General features: G+C 36.4%; 16 protein-coding genes. 6 read left to right on the top strand and 10 right to left on the bottom strand.

The features are described 5' to 3' along the window. Positions 1–94: 94 nt before the first annotated feature. The 4 genes from wecB to MTN95_RS18275 form a co-directional block, all read right to left on the bottom strand. Positions 95–1,237, bottom strand: a complete 1,143-nt coding sequence (wecB, locus tag MTN95_RS18260) for a non-hydrolyzing UDP-N-acetylglucosamine 2-epimerase (RefSeq protein ID WP_248339574.1) — start codon at positions 1,235–1,237, stop codon at positions 95–97. A gap of 22 nt (positions 1,238–1,259) precedes the next feature. Beyond that, positions 1,260–3,170, bottom strand: a complete 1,911-nt coding sequence (locus tag MTN95_RS18265; RefSeq protein WP_248339576.1) for a glycosyltransferase — start codon at positions 3,168–3,170, stop codon at positions 1,260–1,262. Positions 3,171–3,242: 72 nt separating this feature from the next. Then, positions 3,243–4,763, bottom strand: coding sequence for a glycosyltransferase (locus tag MTN95_RS18270; RefSeq protein WP_248339579.1), 1,521 nt, complete (start codon positions 4,761–4,763; stop codon positions 3,243–3,245). 35 nt (positions 4,764–4,798) lie between these two features. Then, the gene (locus tag MTN95_RS18275; RefSeq protein ID WP_312842979.1) at positions 4,799–6,172 is read right to left on the bottom strand and encodes an alpha-glucosyltransferase N-terminal domain-containing protein; all 1,374 of its coding nucleotides are present in this window, start codon (positions 6,170–6,172) and stop codon (positions 4,799–4,801) included. Between the two features lie 361 nt (positions 6,173–6,533). Between MTN95_RS18275 and galU the strand changes: the two genes are divergently transcribed. Then, positions 6,534–7,412: a UTP--glucose-1-phosphate uridylyltransferase GalU gene (gene galU, locus MTN95_RS18280; protein WP_044159515.1), complete on the top strand. Its 879-nt coding sequence runs from the start codon at positions 6,534–6,536 to the stop codon at positions 7,410–7,412. A gap of 39 nt (positions 7,413–7,451) precedes the next feature. Here galU and tagH read toward each other — a convergent pair whose 3' ends face one another. From tagH to tagD, 6 genes are all read right to left on the bottom strand, one after another. Then, positions 7,452–9,035, bottom strand: coding sequence for a teichoic acids export ABC transporter ATP-binding subunit TagH (gene tagH / locus MTN95_RS18285; RefSeq protein WP_248339608.1), 1,584 nt, complete (start codon positions 9,033–9,035; stop codon positions 7,452–7,454). A gap of 19 nt (positions 9,036–9,054) precedes the next feature. Then, complete coding sequence (gene tagG / locus MTN95_RS18290) at positions 9,055–9,882, bottom strand: teichoic acids export ABC transporter permease subunit TagG (RefSeq protein ID WP_059353643.1); 828 nt, start codon at positions 9,880–9,882, stop codon at positions 9,055–9,057. 175 nt (positions 9,883–10,057) lie between these two features. Further along, the gene (locus MTN95_RS18295; RefSeq protein WP_248339610.1) at positions 10,058–12,760 is read right to left on the bottom strand and encodes a poly(glucosyl N-acetylgalactosamine 1-phosphate) glucosyltransferase; all 2,703 of its coding nucleotides are present in this window, start codon (positions 12,758–12,760) and stop codon (positions 10,058–10,060) included. Between the two features lie 136 nt (positions 12,761–12,896). Next, entirely contained in the window at positions 12,897–14,237 is a 1,341-nt protein-coding gene (locus tag MTN95_RS18300; protein WP_248339613.1) for a glycosyltransferase family 2 protein, read from the bottom strand. Positions 14,238–14,262: 25 nt separating this feature from the next. Beyond that, complete coding sequence (locus MTN95_RS18305; protein ID WP_105954036.1) at positions 14,263–15,447, bottom strand: CDP-glycerol glycerophosphotransferase family protein; 1,185 nt, start codon at positions 15,445–15,447, stop codon at positions 14,263–14,265. 95 nt (positions 15,448–15,542) lie between these two features. Next, positions 15,543–15,932 carry a glycerol-3-phosphate cytidylyltransferase gene (gene tagD / locus MTN95_RS18310; RefSeq protein WP_059353647.1) on the bottom strand — a complete coding sequence of 130 codons (390 nt, stop codon included), beginning with the start codon at positions 15,930–15,932 and terminating at the stop codon, positions 15,543–15,545. Between the two features lie 518 nt (positions 15,933–16,450). On the opposite strand from tagD, the gene MTN95_RS18315 reads away from it, so the two are divergent. From MTN95_RS18315 to MTN95_RS18335, 5 genes are all read left to right on the top strand, one after another. Further along, on the top strand, positions 16,451–17,224 hold the full coding sequence (locus MTN95_RS18315; RefSeq protein WP_105990867.1) for a WecB/TagA/CpsF family glycosyltransferase: 774 nt from the start codon (positions 16,451–16,453) through the stop codon (positions 17,222–17,224). Positions 17,225–17,319: 95 nt separating this feature from the next. Then, entirely contained in the window at positions 17,320–18,477 is a 1,158-nt protein-coding gene (locus tag MTN95_RS18320; protein ID WP_202853595.1) for a CDP-glycerol glycerophosphotransferase family protein, read from the top strand. Positions 18,478–18,565: 88 nt separating this feature from the next. Continuing rightward, the gene (locus tag MTN95_RS18325) at positions 18,566–19,279 is read left to right on the top strand and encodes an IspD/TarI family cytidylyltransferase (RefSeq protein ID WP_059353650.1); all 714 of its coding nucleotides are present in this window, start codon (positions 18,566–18,568) and stop codon (positions 19,277–19,279) included. Further along, the gene (locus MTN95_RS18330; protein ID WP_059353651.1) at positions 19,276–20,301 is read left to right on the top strand and encodes a ribitol-5-phosphate dehydrogenase; all 1,026 of its coding nucleotides are present in this window, start codon (positions 19,276–19,278) and stop codon (positions 20,299–20,301) included. Before MTN95_RS18325 ends, MTN95_RS18330 begins: the two co-directional genes overlap by 4 nt. Before the next feature lie 3 nt (positions 20,302–20,304). Next, positions 20,305–21,474, top strand: coding sequence for a CDP-glycerol glycerophosphotransferase family protein (locus tag MTN95_RS18335; protein WP_248339615.1), 1,170 nt, complete (start codon positions 20,305–20,307; stop codon positions 21,472–21,474). Positions 21,475–21,484 lie beyond the last annotated feature (10 nt).

Raw genomic sequence — 21,484 nt, forward strand, 5'->3', positions numbered from 1 at the left:
ATCACCGATAAGCTATCGGCAATTGGCTGTATAAAAGGTGTTTTGATCCCTGTCTCAAAAACGGGGGTCAGTCCCTATGTGCAAAGCTTCTTTTTTATTTACCCGTAAAAGAGTCCGGATGTTCATTCCGATATCCGTAGTGAAACAGCAATTCCTCTACAATCCGGCGGGAGGCCTGTCCATCACCATACGGATTTGAAGCAAAGGACATTTTCTGATACTCATCGGCGTCAGTTAAGAGCTCTTTTGCAAGCTGATAAATGTTCTCCTCATTTGTCCCCGCAAGTTTAAGCGTCCCTGCTTCCACTCCTTCAGGGCGCTCAGTCGTATCACGAAGCACAAGAACCGGTTTCCCGAGCGATGGCGCTTCTTCCTGCACTCCGCCGGAATCAGTCAAAATGAAATGGGATTTTGCCGCAAAGTTATGGAAGTCAATCACTTCTAAAGGCTCAATCAGATGCACTCTGTCAGAGTCGCCAAAATGCTTCTGAGCCGCTTCCCGGACAACAGGGTTAAGGTGCACAGGGTAAACGACCTGTACATCATTATATTCCTCTACAATTCTGCGGATGGCCTTAAACATGTTTTCCATCGGCTCGCCCAAGTTTTCACGGCGATGAGCCGTCAGCAAAATCATCTTATCCTCACCAACCTGGTCAAGGACAGGGTGTGAATAACCTTCCCTAACTGTTGTGCGAAGCGCGTCAATCGCTGTATTGCCCGTTACAAAAATAGAATCGGCTTTTTTGTTTTCTTTTAATAAGTTGTCTCTTGCCTGTCTTGTCGGTGCAAAATGCAAATCAGCAATAGCACCGGTCATTTGGCGGTTGAGCTCTTCAGGAAACGGAGAATATTTATTACCTGTGCGAAGACCGGCCTCCACATGCCCGACAGCAATTTGATGATAAAACGCGGCAAGGCTTCCGGCAAATGTCGTCGTCGTATCACCGTGGACAAGCACTATATCAGGCTTGATGTCTTTAAACAGCTCGTCCAATTTCACAAGCGCATTTGACGTAATTTCTGCCAGCGTCTGCCGCTCCTTCATAATGTTCAAATCGAAATCAGGTTTTATCGAAAACGCTTCAAGCACCTGATCCAGCATTTGTCTGTGCTGGGCAGTCACCGTTACATAGGACTCTATTTCAGGATATTTTTTTAATTCAAGCACGAGCGGCGCCATCTTTATCGCTTCCGGCCTGGTTCCGAAGACGGTCATGACTTTTAGTTTTTTCATAATTGTCACCTGGTTTCTTTGTTTAACGGGCTGTTAGATAGAATTTGGATTGGTCTGATTGTATAAATAGATCTACTTTCTTTCTTATTTTAAAACACCATAGTTTTTTTTCAATATTTTTACTGCAAAAATACACGCTGACATCCTTTTTAGGAACCAGTACAGTTTGGTATGAATTTATTGATAAAACGATATCTGTGCTTTGTAAATAAGATGGGACAAATTTTTGTTCAACTAAGTTTCGGTCAACTTGTATAACCGTCCCTTCAGCCGAACTTATTTGTTTTTTTATAGGAATTAAGAACTCTTGTTTATTACATTCAAGCAATAATAAAGATTGCTTTGGGAAAAACAACTGGCTCCCAGGGAAAATGAATGTTAAATACTGGTCAGAATCATGATTTCGAAATTCGACTTTCAGCATCTCTTGTTTTTTTATCTCTACTGACAAATTATCAAATGTCTTTGTAAAGTACGGCCTTGCGCTGTATGCATATTTTCCGTTATTTCCAATATATTTAGCATGTTTGGAATAGGGGTACTTTTCTCTGCTGTTGCCAATTCTGGCACGTTTTTTGTACCCATCAATATCCGACTCGATAAAGAAATCCCATACACCAATATCATCTTCGTTAACAGCTAGATCAGTAAACTTCGTGAGGAATTCAAACTCGCCATCCTTTGAATACACCGGAGACATGATTTTTTCAATTTTTCTTTCACGATGAACCCAAATACCTGATAGTTTTTGCAGAGATTGATACTCTGGTTTTAAAGCTGTATGAGTAACTGATCCTTTTATTGAAAAAGAATTGTTCTTGATTTGAAATTTGCTCACGTAATGACTGATCTTGTTTCTGTCATCAATGACAAGCTCATTCTCAGATAAGTGATACGGCACTATACTAGGATAGTTTGCGATGATATGCCCGTTTTTAACAGACGTAAATTGAATCATATTCTCTTTATCAGATTCGAATTGCTTTAAACCCTTTAGGTCATTATTACGTACGAAATATAATTTTAAACGTGTATGCGAATGAACAAGCTTATCAATTTCCCGCGGAATATTTCGCTCAACAAAATGATGCAGCTCCGTCATCCACTCTAGTTGTTCCTGTTCATCCTCAATTGTTATGGTAAAGTCCGTAGTTCTGGAAAAGTCAAAATGGCGATTTAAAAACTTCGCCATAAATTTCATTTTATCGGTACGAGAAAGACGGCTCTCATAAATCATATCAATGATGACTTTCATAGCACCGTAATAGTCTTGAGGTGCAACATATGCAAATGTCATATGCTCGCCGTCATGCTGTACAGCATAGTAATAATCATAATCGCCAAGAACAGAAATCTTGTCTGCTTTTAAATAAGCTTTCATGACAAAAACCTGATCCTCTGTTGCCTGTATATTAGAGGGAAACATTATGTCATATTTTCTGAGCAGTGAAACTTTAAAAAGCTTCGTCGGGCCAATTGAGTAGACAAGCGGTGATTTTATCAGATCAGCTTCAGCTTTCGATTCCTTAAAAATTGCTTGCGGCACTGGTCTGCCGTTTACACCAACCATTTTCCCAAGCACGATGTCCGAATCATGAACCTTTGCAAACTGATACATTCTTTCAAAGGCTTGAATTCCGAGATAATCATCAGAATCGATAAAAAATATATATTCACCGCTGGCCGCACGAATTGCCTGATTTCTTGGTTCTCCCGGGCCACCCGAGTTTTTTTCTCTCTCAATAACCTTTATATTAGGATACTGTTCACCGTATTTTTTTAGTATCGAAACCGTGCCATCTTGAGAACAATCATCTATACAAATAATTTCGTATTCATCATTCGGCATGGTTTGTTGAACAAGACTATCCAGGCAGCGGGATATAAAATGTTCTGAGTTGTATGTGGGTACTGCTGCAGTAATTTTCAACATTACACCTCTATCCTTATCCGCTCTTTTTTTATAGAAAGCTCATATAGTGAACAAAAATGGTATAGAAATGTATTATTTCGTCACTTCAAATACTTCTTCCCATCTTTCAAACAATCGTTCCTCACTGTATTCTGTATCCATTAATTGCTTTGCATTCTTTCCGTATTGAATCGCTTGCTCAGGATTGTCATAGAGATAAATAATACTTTCAGCAAGCATTTCAATATGATCAGGTTCTACAAGCATTCCTGTTTTATGTTGTTTTATAAGCTCTCTTGGGCTGTATTTCACATCAAAACTAATCACTGGGGTTGCACAAGAGAACGATTCACAAATGGCAAGGCTGAACCCCTCAAATTTTGATGTTAATAATGTGGCAAGCGCTTGCTGGTAAAAGGGAGCAGGATTGGCTACATAGCCTTTTAGATGCACATTATCAAGCCGAAGCTCCTCAATTAAATGTTGATACTGCTCGTGGCCAGGACCGCTTCCATATATATTAAGAACAACATCAGGCCGGGATTTTTTCACGATTTCCATTGCTTTTATAACCTTATCTATCCCTTTTTCCTCATGATATCTTGCTACCATCACAAATTCGTTTTTCTTTTTTTCATAGGTTTGTAATTTTTCAAGCCTTCTTGGAGCATGAGGAATCACAAAAATATTATTGCTTGATTCAAAATCCTTCATGATATCATCTTTTTGTTCATTCGTTAATACGATCAGCCCGTCGTAATCTTTAATATGCTCCATAGCGTATTGATGATTTTTCCGAACTTTGCTGCCCAATGTGTAAGGATAATCTAAATGATTTGAGTGAACACAGTAAAAGCGTTTTGCCAATCCTTCACGCATTTCATTTACTTTTGAAGCACTCCCGACTCCATCACAGATGATAATAGGGTCTGTTTCTTTTTCACACAGTTCTTCAAGCCAATGTGTATGAAATGAATGCTTGTTTTTAAAAAACGCAGCTTCTTTCTCATTTCGTTCAAACAGTACAACTCCCTGGCTGGCTCCTGTTTGAAAATGATACCATTCCGTTAAATAACAAAAGCCATCAGGTGCTGTGTAACAAACTTGATTTATTTTTGCTGTTCTCGTATCGAAGAAGACAGTTTTATTTATATACTCACCATTAAAATATTCCCGCTTTGTGATTTGCATATTTTCATTGAAATAGTCCACATATAAAAGATGATCCGACTCATCCCACTTTTTCTTTTTTATATATAAACCATTTTTGAAGTATTCAGTTTCTAATTTTGCCTTGTTATGAAAAACAGCATAAGATTCTTCGAAGCGTTCAAGAATTTGTTCATAGCCATTTCGCTGCTCAACACCTATTTTGATATCGGTGTGCTGATTTTTATAGTAATCATAGATATTGATAAGATTCACATCAGGATGCAGCCTTCCAGCCTTTTTCAGCTCTTGCTCAATCTGATCATAGTTGTCTTTATAATCAAGTGTAACCAAGTCAATTTTATGGCCATGCTCTGCAAAAGTATACGACCTTGACATCATAGAGCTTGTAATGCCGCCTTTTTCAATGTCTATTTCATAAATTAGTGAAAAGATCCTTCTCATCTTCAAGCTCCTTCTTCTTGTAAAACCTTTCGCTGCTATTGATTCTTTTTAACAAACAGACGATTGATTAGTTTTCTCCTAAATCCTTCAGCTGTGTGAATTAGCAAATGATTATTTTCTTCATCCAAAGTGATTCGCCAGCCTGAGATATTTTGTTCCGTTAACGGAATTTCCTTTTTGTCATTCACTTTTACATTCATAGCAAAGAAGCTATTATCCCACTCAGAACAGAGATACAATTCAATCGTAGAGAGGTCATCTAATGCTGAGTGAATACAAAGTGTCCCGCTTACAGTAAAAATTAAATCTACCTCTCTGTTTACCTGAGCGCTAAACGTACATTCGGTGCCGCTCTTCTTATTTTTTAGTTTCCAGTACATTTTATTACGACCAACGGAATGGGCCGGAACTTCACCTTTAAATGCTGCCTTTGCTGACAAGTACAAGTCAGATTTTGATCGCCATTCTGCTGTTAACAGTTCAACATTCATATCTCTCAATTTATTGTTAAAATGCACTTGATCAATAAGTTTGTCCACAAAACGTTTGCGGGCAAACGGTTCTTCAGAAACATAGTAAATGTTCGAACGGGGTCCCGTTCTTTCAATCGTGTCATTATATCTCGTCAAAGAAGGGACTACGTAAGCATCAAGATAGTTTATTTCTTCTTCAGGGTTGTTCAAAATATCATTCGTCTCTATAAAACCTAAGTACGCTGTCGAATATTTCGCTGAAAGAAGCTTCAGCATTGAATAAATTTTCATTTCTGAAGTTAACAGCAGATAGTCCGTTTCATGTATCAAGCGGCTCAGAAAATACTGGGAAAGTTCATTTTCTGAATATAATACACCCTCTATACTGTCTTTTTCGTCAAAAATAATAATTTTTTCAGTCGATCCATCATGCTTATACCACTTAGTCATATAACAGGTGCCGTCAGCCCTCAAAAAGAGATGCTGCTTTGGTTTGTTGGTCTCCAAGTCCATGTACATCAAGCTGTGTACATAGCCGTTTGCATCATATTCCTCTCGTTTAAACCTTTGCCTATTATCATTAAAATAATCCGCGACAGCAAGTGTTCCCCCTGCTGTAAATCTTTGATATTTTATATAACGCCCGTCACGGTAATATCGAAATATTGGTTTGTCTTGTTCTTGAACATACGTTAAACCTTCTTCTTCAACCTGATGCTCTATTTTATCTTTCTGAGGTTCAGGCCCTTTAAAAAAGCTGTACAAATTGATAACAGCAGCATCTTTAAAAAAGGAAGGTTCATTAGGCTCATGGTTTAAAGTGACAATGTCCATTGGATAATTCCAATCAATTGAATTAATGTTGTTTTTTTTTGCAGAGTGAAGCCCTGAACAAACATATGCTAATTTAGGATGAGAAACCTTAATCGTCATAATTTATAATTACCTTTCGCTAAAAATCGTACAGTCATATTTCAGAAGTACATTATATCATGTTTAATCAGCTGGCTCTAGAATGAAGAAACAGTTAAATCTTAAGAACTTTTTGGAACATTTTAAGCCGATAACCTCTATCTGTTACTGAAAATTAACTAATGATATTTTTTGTATTTTCTATATTTTCCAGATCTAAATCCTACTGAATTGACCCTTGTTTAATATTGGTTTTTCTTATATGATTAAATGTGTTTAACAGATTGAAAATAGGGTACTGAGAAAAAAGAAACTCCAAAATTTTAAATACTCAGCATTTCATAAAGCTGAACCTAAATCTGTTCTTAAGGAAGGTGCTTTGAAAGTGAAAAAAGTACGTAAGGCCATAATCCCTGCAGCCGGTCTCGGAACGAGATTTTTGCCGGCTACGAAAGCAATGCCGAAAGAAATGCTTCCTATCGTAGATAAGCCAACCATTCAATACATAATTGAAGAAGCTGTTGAGTCCGGTATTGAGGACATTATTATTGTAACAGGTAAAAGCAAGCGTGCGATTGAGGATCATTTTGATTACTCTCCTGAGCTTGAAAGAAACCTTGAAGAAAAAGGAAAGATTGAACTCCTTGAAAAAGTGAAAAAATCTTCCAATCTGGCTGACATCCACTACATCCGCCAAAAAGAACCTAAAGGACTTGGACACGCTGTGTGGTGTGCGCGTAACTTTATCGGCGATGAACCTTTTGCGGTTCTGCTTGGAGACGATATTGTTCAGGCGGAAAAACCAGGATTGCGCCAGTTAATGGATGAGTATGAAAGAACACTTTCTTCTATTATAGGTGTTCAGCAAGTGCCTGAAGAAGAAACTCATCGCTACGGTATTATCGATCCGCTGACAAGTGAAGGTCGCCGTTACCAGGTGAAAAACTTTGTTGAGAAGCCGTCTAAAGGCACAGCACCTTCTAACCTTGCCATCTTAGGACGTTACGTATTTACGCCTGAGATCTTTATGTACTTAGAGGAGCAGCAGGTTGGCGCAGGAGGAGAAATTCAGCTGACAGACGCCATTCAAAAGCTGAATGAAATTCAAAGAGTGTTTGCTTACGATTTTGAAGGCAAACGCTATGATGTTGGTGAAAAGCTTGGCTTTATCACAACAACTCTTGAATTTGCGATGCAGGATAAAGAACTCCGCGGACAGCTCGTTCCGTTCATGGAAAACTTATTAAACAAAGAAGAAATCTAAACATAAAAGGCTATTGGACATTCATCCAATAGCCTTTTATTATTTTGACATCAAGGTCAGCGTATGCTCTTCATTATCAACTGCAAAGATCTGATTTGCTGTATTCACAAGAAAACGATTCTTGCTGCTGTCATACAATACATCACCATCACTTAATGATAATGACGCTGGAGTAACGGGAGAAATGTTGTGAAAGATAAGCTGTGAAGCTTTATTATCTTCCAATACATAGCTGATCTTTTCATAATCAAAATCCAAAGTCTTTCTGCCGTCAGCTGTTTCTCCTTCTGTAAAGCCGTTCAGTTTCGATTGAATACTGTCACTGCTGTCTCCGAGGAACTTCAGGAAGTATTCATAGGAAGCTGCTGCGTTTTGCTGGACATGAGGTGTAAAAGCAGAAGCCGGCAATTCCGCCTTCTTCACATCAGTCGCAACAGCATTCTGCTTCACAAAATAAGAATGTCCGTCAAACTTAACTTTTGCTGCTTGTTTGCCTTTTGCGCTTACCGTCACTGCAGTACCGAAAGGCAGTGTAAAACCGGCCTTCTTTTTCAGATCTTGGTCTTTATAGACTGTCACTTCTTCATCAGCTATAAAGCCTTTTTTATTCATTGCAGTTAGGCTTTCCTCCATCTTGCCCTTTGCATCGCTATGGTGATTCTTGACTTTATTCTGCGGAATTGCGCCAAACGAAGCAATCGTTCGAAGCGGGGCATCAAAGAACATCGTGCCCGCAACAAAAACTAACAAGATAGATAAAATCGCAATTTGTGCTGCGTTGGCCAGTGATTTTGGCTTTTTCTTCTTTTTGCGGAAACGGGCAAAAGCTTCAGGATCTTCTTTCTTGCGCTCTTCCGTCTGCTCTTTTTTATATGTTTCTTTTTCTTTTTTCGAGAGCTTATTAAACCAGTCAATAAATGCTTTGTACTCTTTCACAACGGTTTTTGTATCATCAAACATCCGAAGTTCGCCGTAATGCATCCAAGCAACGCGGTCACACATTTTCTCAATCTGGCCGATGGAATGGCTGACAAAGAAAATGGTTTTTCCTTGTTTTTTAAACTCATTAATTCTGTCTACACATTTCTGATAAAACGTTTGGTCTCCTACGGAGAGCGCTTCATCAATAATTAAAATATCCGGATCAATATGAACGGAAATCGCGAAACCGAGACGCGATTTCATCCCGCTGGAATAGTTTTTGACCGGCTGATTAATAAAATCGCCAATCTCCGCAAATTCAACGATACTGTCATACATGTCATCAATTTCTTTATTTGTTAGACCCATCATCAAACACTTGAGCCGGACATTGTCCCGGCCCGTTAATTGATTATTTAAACCGGCCGCAATCGCAATCAGCGACGGCTGGCCGTTCATTTCAATTTCACCGCTGGTCGGCGGAATAATTTTAGCCAGCAGGTTAGACATGGTCGATTTCCCCGACCCGTTTATCCCTACAAAGCCGATTGTTTCTCCCTCATACACGTCAAAGGAGACATTCCGCACAGCAAAAAAACCATTATCCTTAGCCGGAAAAAACAATCCTTTAATCTTGTCCGATTGTTTTTTATACAAATGATACTGCTTTGAAACATTTCGAAACGAAACTTTTAGTTTCATCGTACAATCTCCTTACGTATTAAAGAAAGTCAACAAACTTGTCTCTGAATTTCATGTGCAGGATAGAACCTACTGTTAATAAAAGAAAAGTGAACAGCCAGAAATACAGCGTGTATTTCATATCTTGGAAAAACCATTTCCCGTCTAAGAAGCTGTTCCGGAATCCTTCTATCAAATAATAAATCGGATTCAGTTTCAGCACAGGCAGAAGGTTCGGATGATTTTTTCCAAGCTGCTCTGATATATTCCAAAAAATCGGAAGCAAGAAGAACAACAATCTGGTAACGGCCTGCAGCAAAAATTGATAATCTCTGACAAGCACACTGATTGTAGAGTTAAACAAACTAAACGAAAACATAAATACAATCATGCAGATTAAATAGTAAATATATTGTATCCAATGCAAGCTTGGGTAAATACCACTTGCTAACAGAACTATGACATAAACACCCATCATCACAAAATAACTAAATAAATTTGAAGCAATCACGACAGATGGCAGCGAACTGATCGGAAAATTCATTTTCGCGACCATATTGATCCGCTTAAACACACTGTTTGATCCATCAAGAATCGTCGGACTAATAAAAAACCATGGAATCAAACCAGCCAGCATCCAAACAATAAAAGGCACTTCTCCGATACCCGTTATGATCGGCTTACTGTTACGAATTCCCATACCAAATACAAACCAGTATGCCAGCATTTGAATGAGGGGATTTAAAAACTGCCATAATACACCAAGATAATTCATCTGATACTGAGACTTTGTCTCATACGAAGCCAAGCGCAAAATTAAAGGAAACGATGTCACTTGCTCTTTTACGATTCTTACTAATGCATTCATTGTTTATCTTCCTTAGACTTAAATGATTTTTGGGATCTTTCGGTTAAAGAAATTTGAAAGCACCGCAGATTATTGTAACAGATGTTGAGTTTTTTTTCACTTTTTAAATAGTAAGGAGAAGTTCCCGTTGAACTTCTCCTTTCATTAGTTTTTTAGTGCCTATATAAAACAAAACTTATTTAGCAACTTTATTATTGTCTAATTGCAGAATAGCATTATAAATGCGGTTTCTGTTATTTTTATCAGTATATGCAAAAAAGTTGTCTACTCTTTTTCTATACTTATCTTCCATACGACTATTATTCTTCATATAATAGATAACTTTATCAATTAAGCTATCATGATTATTTATTACATCTCCAAAGCCCATTTTCTTATAATCATAATAATCAAGTTTAAAATGATATGAATTTTCATATTGATAATAGATTACAGGCTTTTTCTCGTATGCAAAATCGAAAGCTACAGATGAAAAATCAGTAATCATTATATTTGATGAATTAAATAACATTTGATAGCTGCTGTTATAATCAGCAAACTCTACGTACTCATGCTTTTTAAAATCCTCAATTTGTTGTTGGATGTCTGGATGTGGAAAAAAGGTTATTTTATAGTTGTTTTTTTTAGCAAATTCAATTAGTCTATCATCATTAATTAATGCATTATACCTTGCAAAGTATTCACTCTCTTTAAATTTTGGATTGTAAGGTCTAACTCCCTTTGCCTGATCTTTTGGTAATACAATATCCTTTCTCCATGTAGGCATTATTAAAAGCTGCTTTTCCCCTTCACTCTTCTTTAAATTATCGTATCTCGGAAATCCGCCTAAAAAGATATTTTCTTTTTTATAATTGTAATTCCCTTTAATAATAGAACGATATTCAGGTTTTGCTGATGTTATTAACAATTTAATATTCTTACTATATTTATTTAACCACTCTGAATGATCAGCCATTGTTATTCCATGCTGCAAAAAGACAAACTCAAATTTAAATAAATCTCTAAAATATATCTCCATATTGAAAAATGGATTCACAACCCATATATCTGCATGTGTAGATATTACTTTGGAGGAAGCCAAAGTCAAAATTTTATGTCTGAGAGATCGATAAGGAATTACCTTTCCATATTTTTTAATTCGGTCATAATCTTTGCTGTCCTTTTTTATAATAAAGTACTTTTTTACACCATCGTTCTGATTGATAGCATACTTATAAAGATGTTCGGCATTATCATCAGCTTTGTCTTGTCTATCTACGAATAACCATACTGGTTTTTTGTTAAAAAAACTGAACACATGATGTGCCACTCGTGCCAACATAGCCTTTTTAATTGCTGATTTTCGTTTCTTTGACTTACCGCTTATTTTATTAAGAGTTTTCAAGAAACGAAATTCTTTTATAAATCTATTTTTAAAGTTGTTTTGTTCGAACAGTAATTTTTTATAATTATAATAAAAAATATAATCTCGTTTAGTGGCATAGGAATTAAATAATTCATTTGATAAACCTGAATACTTAAAGAAACGAAGCTTTGTCATTTTTCTCTTATTGCCCTTAGTGATAAAAAATTCTATATGGTGATTGCCAGTAAGATATTTTTTTGGGATATCTATAGAAAAACCAGGATATTTTTTGATTACTTCTCCTAAACTAACATAATCATTATGCTGTCTTTTTATAATCTTTGCTTTTACTCTTTTTTCACCAATTTTAGCATAAAAATCAAAACCTTTTGCTTTAAATAGCGAGCTCCAAAAACCTTCTATATGAATAGAATCCTTATTTTCTTCTAAGATTTCAATAGTTAGAGTTTGATTTGATAATTTAGATACAATTTCATCTTCTCTGTACAAATAAAAATCTTGGTCAGTTTCTATTTCATATACATACTTATTATAATTTTCACCATGTTTTATTTTTAAAGCATGATAAAGATAAAAATGACTTATACTTTTTGCTTCAATAATGACACTATCATCGATATATGAAAGTACTTCTCGAATTAATTTTAAAAATTCTTGATATTCATTTTGATTTAAAGGTGTTTCACTAATATCCCTAATTAATAATTTCCACTTCAGATCATGCATAATCATATATTGAAGAAACAGAGGTATTTTTTCTTCATGATTCTTTGTCATATTAATTAAACTCTTAGAAAATGTAATAAGTGAATGGTTAAACCAATCTTTATTTGCTTTAGCATTCTGCATTGCAGACGAACCGTCTTCTCTTACTCTATAGTGATATTTAGCTTCCTTAACTAAACCGTACTTTTTTTTACCTGATATAATTAAATTAACCAGCTTGGCGTCTTCCCCGATTCTACAGTTCTCATCAAAACAAATATTTGTTAAAGCATCTTTTTTTATAAAAGTAGAACAGCAATGGGTTAATATATGTTGTGGCTCTTTTTCCACATCCAAAATTCTTGTCGAAGTAAATTTATTATTAAGGTTATGTTCTCCAGTTCTTCCTTCTTCGAAAAATATTGGTATTGCTACAATATCAATATCTTCTTTGTGTTGGTTAAAAAAGTTTAAAACATTTTCAAATGTTTCTTTTGAAACTAAATCATCCGGATCAAGGAATTGAACATATCTCCCCTCAGCATACTTTAATCCGAAATTTCGCGCACTGCTAACTCCGCCGTTCTGTTTCTTTACATAAACTACGTTGTTTGGATACCTTTGTTCATATTCTCTGCATATGATCTCACTTTTGTCAGGGCTGTCATCATTAACAAGTATTAATTGAATGTTATTGAAGCCTAAAGTCTGATTAATCACGCTTTCTATAGCGTCAGTTAAATACATTTCCACATTGTAAATTGGCAATATTACACTAAAATCAAATTTATAATTCTTATCTTCCATACAAATTTACTCCTAACAAAATGTTTATATTAAAAAGAATCCGGGTAATAGATAGAAAAAACATTGTAAATAAATTGTTTAATCCTTTGAATAAAAATCAATATTTTGGTAATATGAATATAATTATCTTCTTTAACTATCTTTTGAAAATTTTCACGAGTAAACTTCTAAATATGTTTACATGATTAAGCTTTATAGCACTATCTGATGTTTTTAAAATAAATTCGAAAGCAAAGGCCCAAATTGGTATTTCAACAACAAAGCCAGCATATTTAAAATCTCTTAACTTATATCCCCATACTTCAATAGATTTTTTCAATTCTTTGCGCTTGCATATTTTTAACATTTTAAAGTACTTTACATATATGAAATCACTTTCTTGCATTTCATAATACTGGTTAATAAAGTGTCCAGTTAATTCGAGTTTCCACCCTTTAATCTTTGTTTTAGTAACAGTGCAGGAACTTTGAAATATTTTTTCTTTTTTTATTCTTTCAAGACCTTCTGTATTTTCTTCTTTTAGAAAAAACATAAATTCTTTATAATATATAGGCATATCTTGTTCGTTTATATATTGCGTATCGATATGTTTGAGAATATTAATATAAGAATGAATAAAATCTCTTTGCTCATTTTTATTTAAAACCGTCTTATAAATCTCTCGATAACTAGGATACAAAAACAATTTTATATGGTAAATAATCAAATATTGTATATAAGGAAGAATAGCATTGTATTTTTCGATTGACTTCATAAACAAAGTCATGTAGCTTACATCCAGCAAATAAGAATACCTATTTTTGTTTAACCATGAACCATCCACTAATGAATTCTTTTCTTTCCGCTTTCTATAGAAATATTTCCCTTCTGCAACTACCCCGTAACTTTTTTCATTTAGCAATAACTGATTGATAAATATGGCGTCTTCCCAGAAATCCATGGATTCATCAAACAGAACCTTATGATTAATAATTTGCCTTCTATAAAAAGTTCCTCCAATATAAAAATGGACAGATTTATACTCTTTAAGAATGTTTATAATCCTGGTCCCTTTTTCAAATCTATTATTTAACTTATGATCACCTTTTTTTTCACCTGTAAAATAAACTGGCAAAACAGCTATATTTGTATCTTTTCCGCAATTGCAAAAAAAATTATAAACACTTTGTATAGCATTTTTAGAGAGTACATCATCTGAATCTAGAAAACCAATGAATTTAGATTTTTCACTTACATTCAACAATCCACAATTTCTAGCGGCAGAAGGCCCCGAATTTTCAATCTTAAAAAATTTGATATTATTCGGATATGTTTTTTTATATAATTCACAAATTTGAGAGCTGTGGTCCACACTACCATCGTCTATTAATATAAGTTCTATATTTTCTTTAAAACCGATTGATTGTTTGATAACACTCTCTATTGAAGCCTTCAAGTAATTCTCGGAGTTATATATTGGCATAATTATAGAAAACATGTTAGTACCTCTTTGTATAGAAGTTTTAAAGAATCGTCTCAATAACTCTTTTAGAAGCCTGTCCATCTTCTAAGTTGCAAAATTCATTGTAAAAAAGCTCGTAATTATGATCTATATAAGGGTTATGCAGCAAATCTTTAACTGTCTTAATAAGTTCTTCACTTGTTTGCACAAAGCTTCCTGGGGTTTTTTGTTGAAAATCAAAATAAAAACCTCTAATAGAGTCTCGATAAATCGGGAGATCATACACAAAAAATACAATGGGTTTTTTTAAGTTTATATAATCAAAAAAAACAGAAGAATAATCTGTTATTAACAAATCACTAATTAAATACAGATCCCTTATATCTTTATATAAAGAAACATCCTTAACAAAATCATTATATTTGCCTAAATTAAACTGTTCTGAAACTAGATAATGCATTCTTAGAAGAATTACTACAGACTCTCCAAGTTCTCTTTTCATTTCTTCTAAATCAAATTGGAGTTTAAATTTATATTGGCCAACCTTCTTAAACTCATTATCTCTCCATGTTGGTGCATATAAAATAACTTTTTTATCCTCATTAATTCCTAACTCTTGCTTTACCTTTTTAATTAATGATTCCTTATTTGAAGAATACAAAATGTCATTTCTCGGATAACCAGCCTCTATGATTTCTTTGTTAAATTGAAACGCACTTCTAAAAATCTCCGTAGAGTAAGCATTAGGAGAAATTAAATAATCCCATTTGCTAGCTTCCAGCAGAAAATTTTGTTTGTATTTTTCAGTTGTAGTCCCCGGCATATGCACTTCATCCATATCATTAGCAAGCTTTTTTAACGGAGTGCCATGCCACGTTTGCACATACAATGTTTTTTTGGGTTTTGGAATCCATAAAGGGAGGCGGCTGTTTGTTATCCAATATTTCGCAGTAGCCATGTACCAAAGCCACTTGAAAGAAAACCTTTTAATATATGCTGCATCCACACCTTCTAATGCCGACATGTAACGCTTATCAATACTCCATATTAACTTATAATCATATCTATCTTTATTTTCCTGAAGATATTCGTAGATTGCTCTGGGATTGCAGCTAAACTGTTTGCCAGAATAGCTTTCAAATAAAATTAATTTGTTATTTCTTGGCAGAAGAGCAAAAAGTTGAAACAGCACCGAATATACCTTAATTAATAAACTTCTGCATTTATTTAAAATAAACGATTTCATCATAAACTCCTTAAAGAGCAAAAATTTATAATTCACGCACACAAGAAAAAAAGAAGCAACTGAACATTACTTCAAGCCTCTTTTAATTAGTACTTCTATAGACTAGCCATGTCTTTTTTGATTTGAGTAGTTGAAATGCCCTCTGTTCTTGGAAGGTATATGACCTCGCAATATTCCTTTAAGAAGTCAAACTTCCCTTTCCAGTCATCACCGATGACAAACGTATCAATTCCGTACTTTTTGATATCTGAGATTTTTTGTTCCCAGTTTTTTTCTGGAATGACTTCATTCACAAAATCGATTGTTTCTAAAATGAGTTTTCTATGTTCATAAGAATGATGCGATTTTTTTTGTTTTTGCAAATTAAACTCATCTGTAGACAAGCCTACGATTAAGTAATCTCCAAGGTCTTTTGCTCGTTCAAGCAGCTTCATATGTCCATAGTGAAATAAATCAAATGTTCCGTACGTTATCACTTTCTTCATTAGATAACATCACCTTCCAACCGTTTTCAACTGAGAGTGCCAGATAAAAACCAAAAAACTTAACAAACTGTTTATAATTTCGACATAAATTTTACGTACCATTAATAATGAACAATAATAGCATAAGTTCCTATAAAAGTTAAGGCTCTTTAAAAATGTCAATTGCTAATAATATTTGGGATAAATCTATGTTGATGTATAAAATTTACAGGTCTAATGCCTTATTCTCATTTCATTATACCAAGCTTTCGTTTATGGAAACATCGATTCTTTTGTTATCAATTTGAGTGAAACGATTTGCTTTGTGTTACGTCATTTATTTTGTACACCCTCCTCATATTAATTCATCGTCAAAACGTGAAGGAATTGTAATGTGAATGTTAAAAGTTCCTAAAGATTTTTGTGGTATGATAGGGTAAGATGTTTTCAGGTAAAGTGATGAATTATGGTCTTTACACAAACTATACGAATGACACATGTTTTTTATAGACATATAGATGAAAAGGAGGGTTGACATAATGCAAACGAAACCCATTAATCAATTAGATTTTGTAGACGGTGAACTGTCTTCATTTATATCCCATTTGGAAACTTCATATTTGGATCAGGCCAAAGGAGCGTTTATTGTTACGGCAAATCCAGAAATCGGGTTTGAAGCGATGCAGAATCCGCGATATGAAACAGTTCTTTCATCTGCTGATTTTATTTTGCCGGATGGTATTGGGGTTGTTATGGTCTCCAAGTTAATCGGAAGGCCTCTTCAATCCAGAATAGCCGGATATGATTTGTTTACGTCCCTGTTGGATAAGGCTCACCAAAAGAAAAAGCGTGTTTTCTTTTACGGTGCAGCAAAACATGTTATTGAGCAAACAATTGAACGAGTCCGCCGTGATTATCCTGGAGTTGAAATTGCCGGATACTCTGACGGCTATGTCAAGGATCAAAGTAAAGTGGCAGACAAGATTGCTGCTGCAAAGCCGGATATGGTGTTTGTCGCGTTAGGTTACCCTGTTCAAGAGTTCTTTATCCATAAATACAGGCATTTATTCCCTCAAGCTGTAGCTGTAGGGCTTGGCGGCAGTTTTGATGTGTTTAGCGGCAATGTAAAAAGAGCGCCGTCGTTTTTTATCCGTTTTCACCTTGAATGGATGTACAGGCTGATCACCAACCCTTCGCGCTGGAGAAGAATGCTGAGCATTCCTAAATATGTTACAGCCGTGCTAAAGCATGAACGAGCTTCAGCCAAGCCGCAATATACAGGGCAGGTTAAAGATCAATCACGCCATTTGTAAACGGTCTTTAAAGGAGCTATGGTTTAAATGATATATATGAATCATTCGCTGTATCTGCGGATAATCTTTGACAGCCCATTAGAGCTGATGACAGGATGAACCCTCAATCTTTGTTTGCATTTTTTTATTCTTTGTTCATAAAAGTCATTGGCGCTTTACTCTTTTGGGTAAAACCGGGGAATCAACTGACCCTGCTTGTCTCTTTTCCTGATAATGCCCGTGCTCTGTTAAAGGAATATCAGGAGGGACAATATTCCTTTAACATTAATGTGCTGCTTACCCAGCACGCCAAATCACTGGCAGATGAATTTCCGGCACTCTCCGTCTCAGTTATTAATGAAAAACACCCGCTTCATATATGTAAAGCGGTCTTTTCTATGCTGAGCAGTAAAGCCGTGGTTGTTGATAACTATTTTGTTTTAACAACTGTTTTGGCCAGCCGGCCGGATATTGAGTGCATACAAGTCTGGCATGCGAACGGAGCGTTTAAGCGCTTTGGTTTAAAGGATATCAATACTCAGAATCGTTCCCGGTCTGACGTGAGACGCTTTCGTAAGGTATATGCTTCATTTGACCGGATTGTCGTCGGTTCTGAACACATGGCCGACATATTCAAGGAATTTTTCGATATCACAGAGGATAAATTTCTTCGATTTGGCGTGCCATTAACTGATGCTTACTATGAGGCCGGCAAAAACGGTCATGAACTAAAATGCAAACACCATCTGCCGGCAGGGAAAAAAATCATTCTGTATGCCCCGACTTTCAGGGATCATCAGTTTGAAAGCTTTTCGCTGCCATTTTCAGAAAAACAGCTGGCATATGATTTAAAAGGAGAATTTTTGCTTGCGGTAAAATTGCATCCTGTTATGAAACAATCTGCAGATTTACCTGTCAATAATGAGTGGATAAAAGATGTATCAGATCTCCCTCTTGCAGACCTTTTAAAAATGAGCGATCTGTTAATATCGGATTACTCTTCAGTTCCTTTTGAATTTGCTCTGTTGGACAAACCCATTCTGTTTTATGCGTATGATATGGTTGCTTACGACAAAACACGCGGTTTGATTAGAAATTATACAGAGATGATACCTGGGGTGCCTTGCATTGATTCAGAAATGCTCCTAGAACAGATGCAAGATATAAACAAGCTTCAATCTGAAGTGGAGCGTTTTTCCCATGAATGGAATCTGTACTCTAAAGGAAATGCCAGCAAGCAGCTTTTACGCTATATAAACGAGAAATCATACTGATCTTTATATATAATAAAGATCGGTATTGCAAATAATATGAAAACCCTTTATAAAACATTATGAGTTGTGGTAAGGAAGGAGTCATTTTATGATTTATGCTGAGATTCTAGCCGGTGGAAAAGGTTCCCGCATGGGAAATGTCAATATGCCAAAACAGTTTTTGCCGTTAAATAAACGTCCTATTATTATTCATACGGTTGAAAAATTTTTATTAAATGACCGTTTCGATAAGATTTTAATCGTTTCACCTAAAGAGTGGATTAACCATACAAAAGATATTTTAAAGAAATTCATTGGAAACGATGATCGCCTGGTCGTGGTGGAAGGCGGAAGCGACCGCAATGAATCAATTATGAGCGGTATCCGTTACATCGAAAAAGAATTTGGCATTCAGGATGATGACGTGATTATTACCCATGATTCTGTGCGCCCATTTTTGACTCATCGTATTATCGAGGAAAACATTGATGCTGTTCTTCAATATGGCGCTGTCGACACAGTCATATCAGCCATTGACACAATTATCGCTTCAGAAGACCAAGAGTTTATCTCTGATATTCCTGTACGCGATAATATGTATCAGGGACAAACACCGCAAAGCTTCCGCATCAGCAAATTGGTCGAACTTTATAATCAGCTCTCAGATGATCAAAAAGCCGTACTGACTGACGCTTGTAAAATCTGTTCACTAGCTGGTGAAAAAGTGAAGCTGGTTCGCGGTGAAGTCTTTAATATTAAAGTAACGACACCATATGACTTAAAAGTGGCAAATGCCATTTTACAGGAGCGAATTTCACAATGATTAATCAAACGTATCGTTTAGTTTCTGCCCGACAATTTGAAGTGACGTATAAAGATAAAGTTGTCCATTCAGATAAGGTCGTCGTCCGGCCTACCCATTTATCCATCTGTGCTGCCGACCAGCGTTATTACACTGGTTCCCGCGGCAAAGAAGCCATGGATAAAAAACTGCCGATGGCCCTGATCCATGAAGGAATCGGAAAAGTGATGTTTGATCCGACCGGCACTTTTAAAGTCGGAACACGGGTTGTCATGGTGCCGAATACACCGGTTGAAGAGCATGAAGTGATTGCGGAAAATTATCTGCGGTCCAGCAGATTCCGTTCCAGCGGTTATGACGGTTTCATGCAGGATTACATGTTTATGGCCGCGGATCGGCTCGTTGAACTTCCGGACAGCATTAACCCGCATGTAGCAGCTTTTACCGAGCTAATCACCATTGCAGTCCATGCGCTTTCCCGATTTGAACGGATGGCGCATAAGAAGCGTGACACATTTGGTGTCTGGGGAGACGGAAACCTCGGATTTATCATGACGCTTCTTTTGAAGAAGAAATACCCGGACAGCAAAGTGTTTATTTTCGGAAAAACGCCTTATAAACTTGATCATTTCTCTTTTGTTGATGCAGCTTATCAAATCAACGACATTCCTGAGGATGTGAGAATCGATCATGCCTTTGAATGTGTAGGCGGACGCGGCAGTGAAAGCGCGATTGAACAAATCATCGCCCATGTTCATCCTGAAGCATGTGTAGCGCTCTTAGGCGTATCGGAATACCCAGTTGAAATTGAAACAAGAATGGTGCTTGAAAAAGGGATTACGCTGATCGGCAGCAGCCGCAGCGGACGCGAGGATTTTGCCCGTACTGTAGACTTTTTAGCTCAATACCCAGAAGTCGTTGATTATTTAGAAACATTAGTCGGCGGACGCTTCCCGGTACGCAGTATTGAGGAAATTACACATGCATTTGAAGCAGATTTGACTTCATCTTGGGGAAAAACTGTTATTGAATGGGACATTTAAACAGTGAAAACATTCCTTACACGAATTATAAAAGGAGTATTCGGCACTGCTTATAAACTATTGAGCGCTTTATTACCAGTACAGCATAACAAAGTTGTCATAGCTTCCTATCGTGAGGATCATTTAAGTGATAATTTCAAAGCAGTCTATGAAAAGCTGGAGCAAGATCCGTCTCTTCGTATTACCCTGCTATTTCGCAAGATGGATAAGGGGTTGAGCGGACGAGCTTCGTATTTGCTTCATCTTTTCAGCTCTTTATATCATCTTGCCACATGCCGTGTGCTGTTGTTGGATGATTATTATTTTCCTTTGTACGTTGTTCCCAAACGAAAGGAAACAGTAGCCATCCAGCTTTGGCATGCTTGCGGTGCGTTTAAAAAATTTGGCTACAGCATTGTGAACAAGCCGTTTGGACCTTCTTCCGATTACCTGAAGATCGTTCCTGTGCATTCTAACTATGACTATGCGATTGTCAGCGCACCCGCTGCCGTTCCGCATTTTGCTGAAGCTTTTCAAATGGAGCAAGAGCAGATTTTGCCTCTTGGTATACCGAGAACAGATTATTTTTATGATCAGGAACATATTCGCACTGTTCAAGATCAGTTTGATCGGGCTTATCCTGAACTTAAGCATAAGAAAAAGCTTTTGTATGCTCCTACCTTTCGAGGCAGCGGACATCATCAAGAGGGTTACGCTACCCCGCTTGATCTGCTACAATTAAAATCAGCGCTAAACCATAAAGATTATGTCGTCATGCTCCATCTTCATCCGTATATGCGCCAGCACGCGCGTACGGAAGAGGATGATTTTGTGCTGGATTTATCCGATTCGTACTCTTTGTATGATTTGATGGCAATCTCTGATGGACTGATAACCGATTATTCTTCAGTCATTTTCGAATACAGCCTGCTGAAGCGTCCGATGTATTTTTACTGCCCGGATTTAGAAGACTATTTAGAAGAACGAGATTTCTACTATCCATTTGAATCATTTGTGCCCGGGCCGATTTCTAAAGACGTTACATCGCTTGTACGAGACATCGAGAATGTGCATGAAGCTGATACGAAGCGGATTGAAGCTTTTTCGCAGAAGTTTATTACCCATCAAGACGGCAAATCTTCAGAGCGGGTAGCCGATTTTATTTCATCATTTTTAACATCTGGTGCCGATTAGGAGAAAGTGA

This window comes from Bacillus sp. 2CMS4F (assembly GCF_023161785.1).
Taxonomy (GTDB): Bacteria; Bacillota; Bacilli; order Bacillales; family Bacillaceae; genus Bacillus; species Bacillus halotolerans.

Excerpts from the sequence above, each read along its gene's own strand:
- wecB (WP_248339574.1), bottom strand. The coding sequence starts at position 1,237 with ATGAAAAAACTAAAAGTCATGACCGTCTTCGGAACCAGGCCGGAAGCG.
- MTN95_RS18265 (WP_248339576.1), bottom strand. The coding sequence starts at position 3,170 with ATGTTGAAAATTACTGCAGCAGTACCCACATACAACTCAGAACATTTT.
- MTN95_RS18270 (WP_248339579.1), bottom strand. The coding sequence starts at position 4,763 with ATGAGAAGGATCTTTTCACTAATTTATGAAATAGACATTGAAAAAGGC.
- tagH (WP_248339608.1), bottom strand. The coding sequence starts at position 9,035 with ATGAAACTAAAAGTTTCGTTTCGAAATGTTTCAAAGCAGTATCATTTG.
- tagG (WP_059353643.1), bottom strand. The coding sequence starts at position 9,882 with ATGAATGCATTAGTAAGAATCGTAAAAGAGCAAGTGACATCGTTTCCT.
- MTN95_RS18295 (WP_248339610.1), bottom strand. The coding sequence starts at position 12,760 with ATGGAAGATAAGAATTATAAATTTGATTTTAGTGTAATATTGCCAATT.
- MTN95_RS18300 (WP_248339613.1), bottom strand. The coding sequence starts at position 14,237 with ATGTTTTCTATAATTATGCCAATATATAACTCCGAGAATTACTTGAAG.
- MTN95_RS18305 (WP_105954036.1), bottom strand. The coding sequence starts at position 15,447 with ATGAAATCGTTTATTTTAAATAAATGCAGAAGTTTATTAATTAAGGTA.
- tagD (WP_059353647.1), bottom strand. The coding sequence starts at position 15,932 with ATGAAGAAAGTGATAACGTACGGAACATTTGATTTATTTCACTATGGA.
- MTN95_RS18315 (WP_105990867.1), top strand. The coding sequence starts at position 16,451 with ATGCAAACGAAACCCATTAATCAATTAGATTTTGTAGACGGTGAACTG.
- MTN95_RS18320 (WP_202853595.1), top strand. The coding sequence starts at position 17,320 with ATGAACCCTCAATCTTTGTTTGCATTTTTTTATTCTTTGTTCATAAAA.
- MTN95_RS18325 (WP_059353650.1), top strand. The coding sequence starts at position 18,566 with ATGATTTATGCTGAGATTCTAGCCGGTGGAAAAGGTTCCCGCATGGGA.
- MTN95_RS18330 (WP_059353651.1), top strand. The coding sequence starts at position 19,276 with ATGATTAATCAAACGTATCGTTTAGTTTCTGCCCGACAATTTGAAGTG.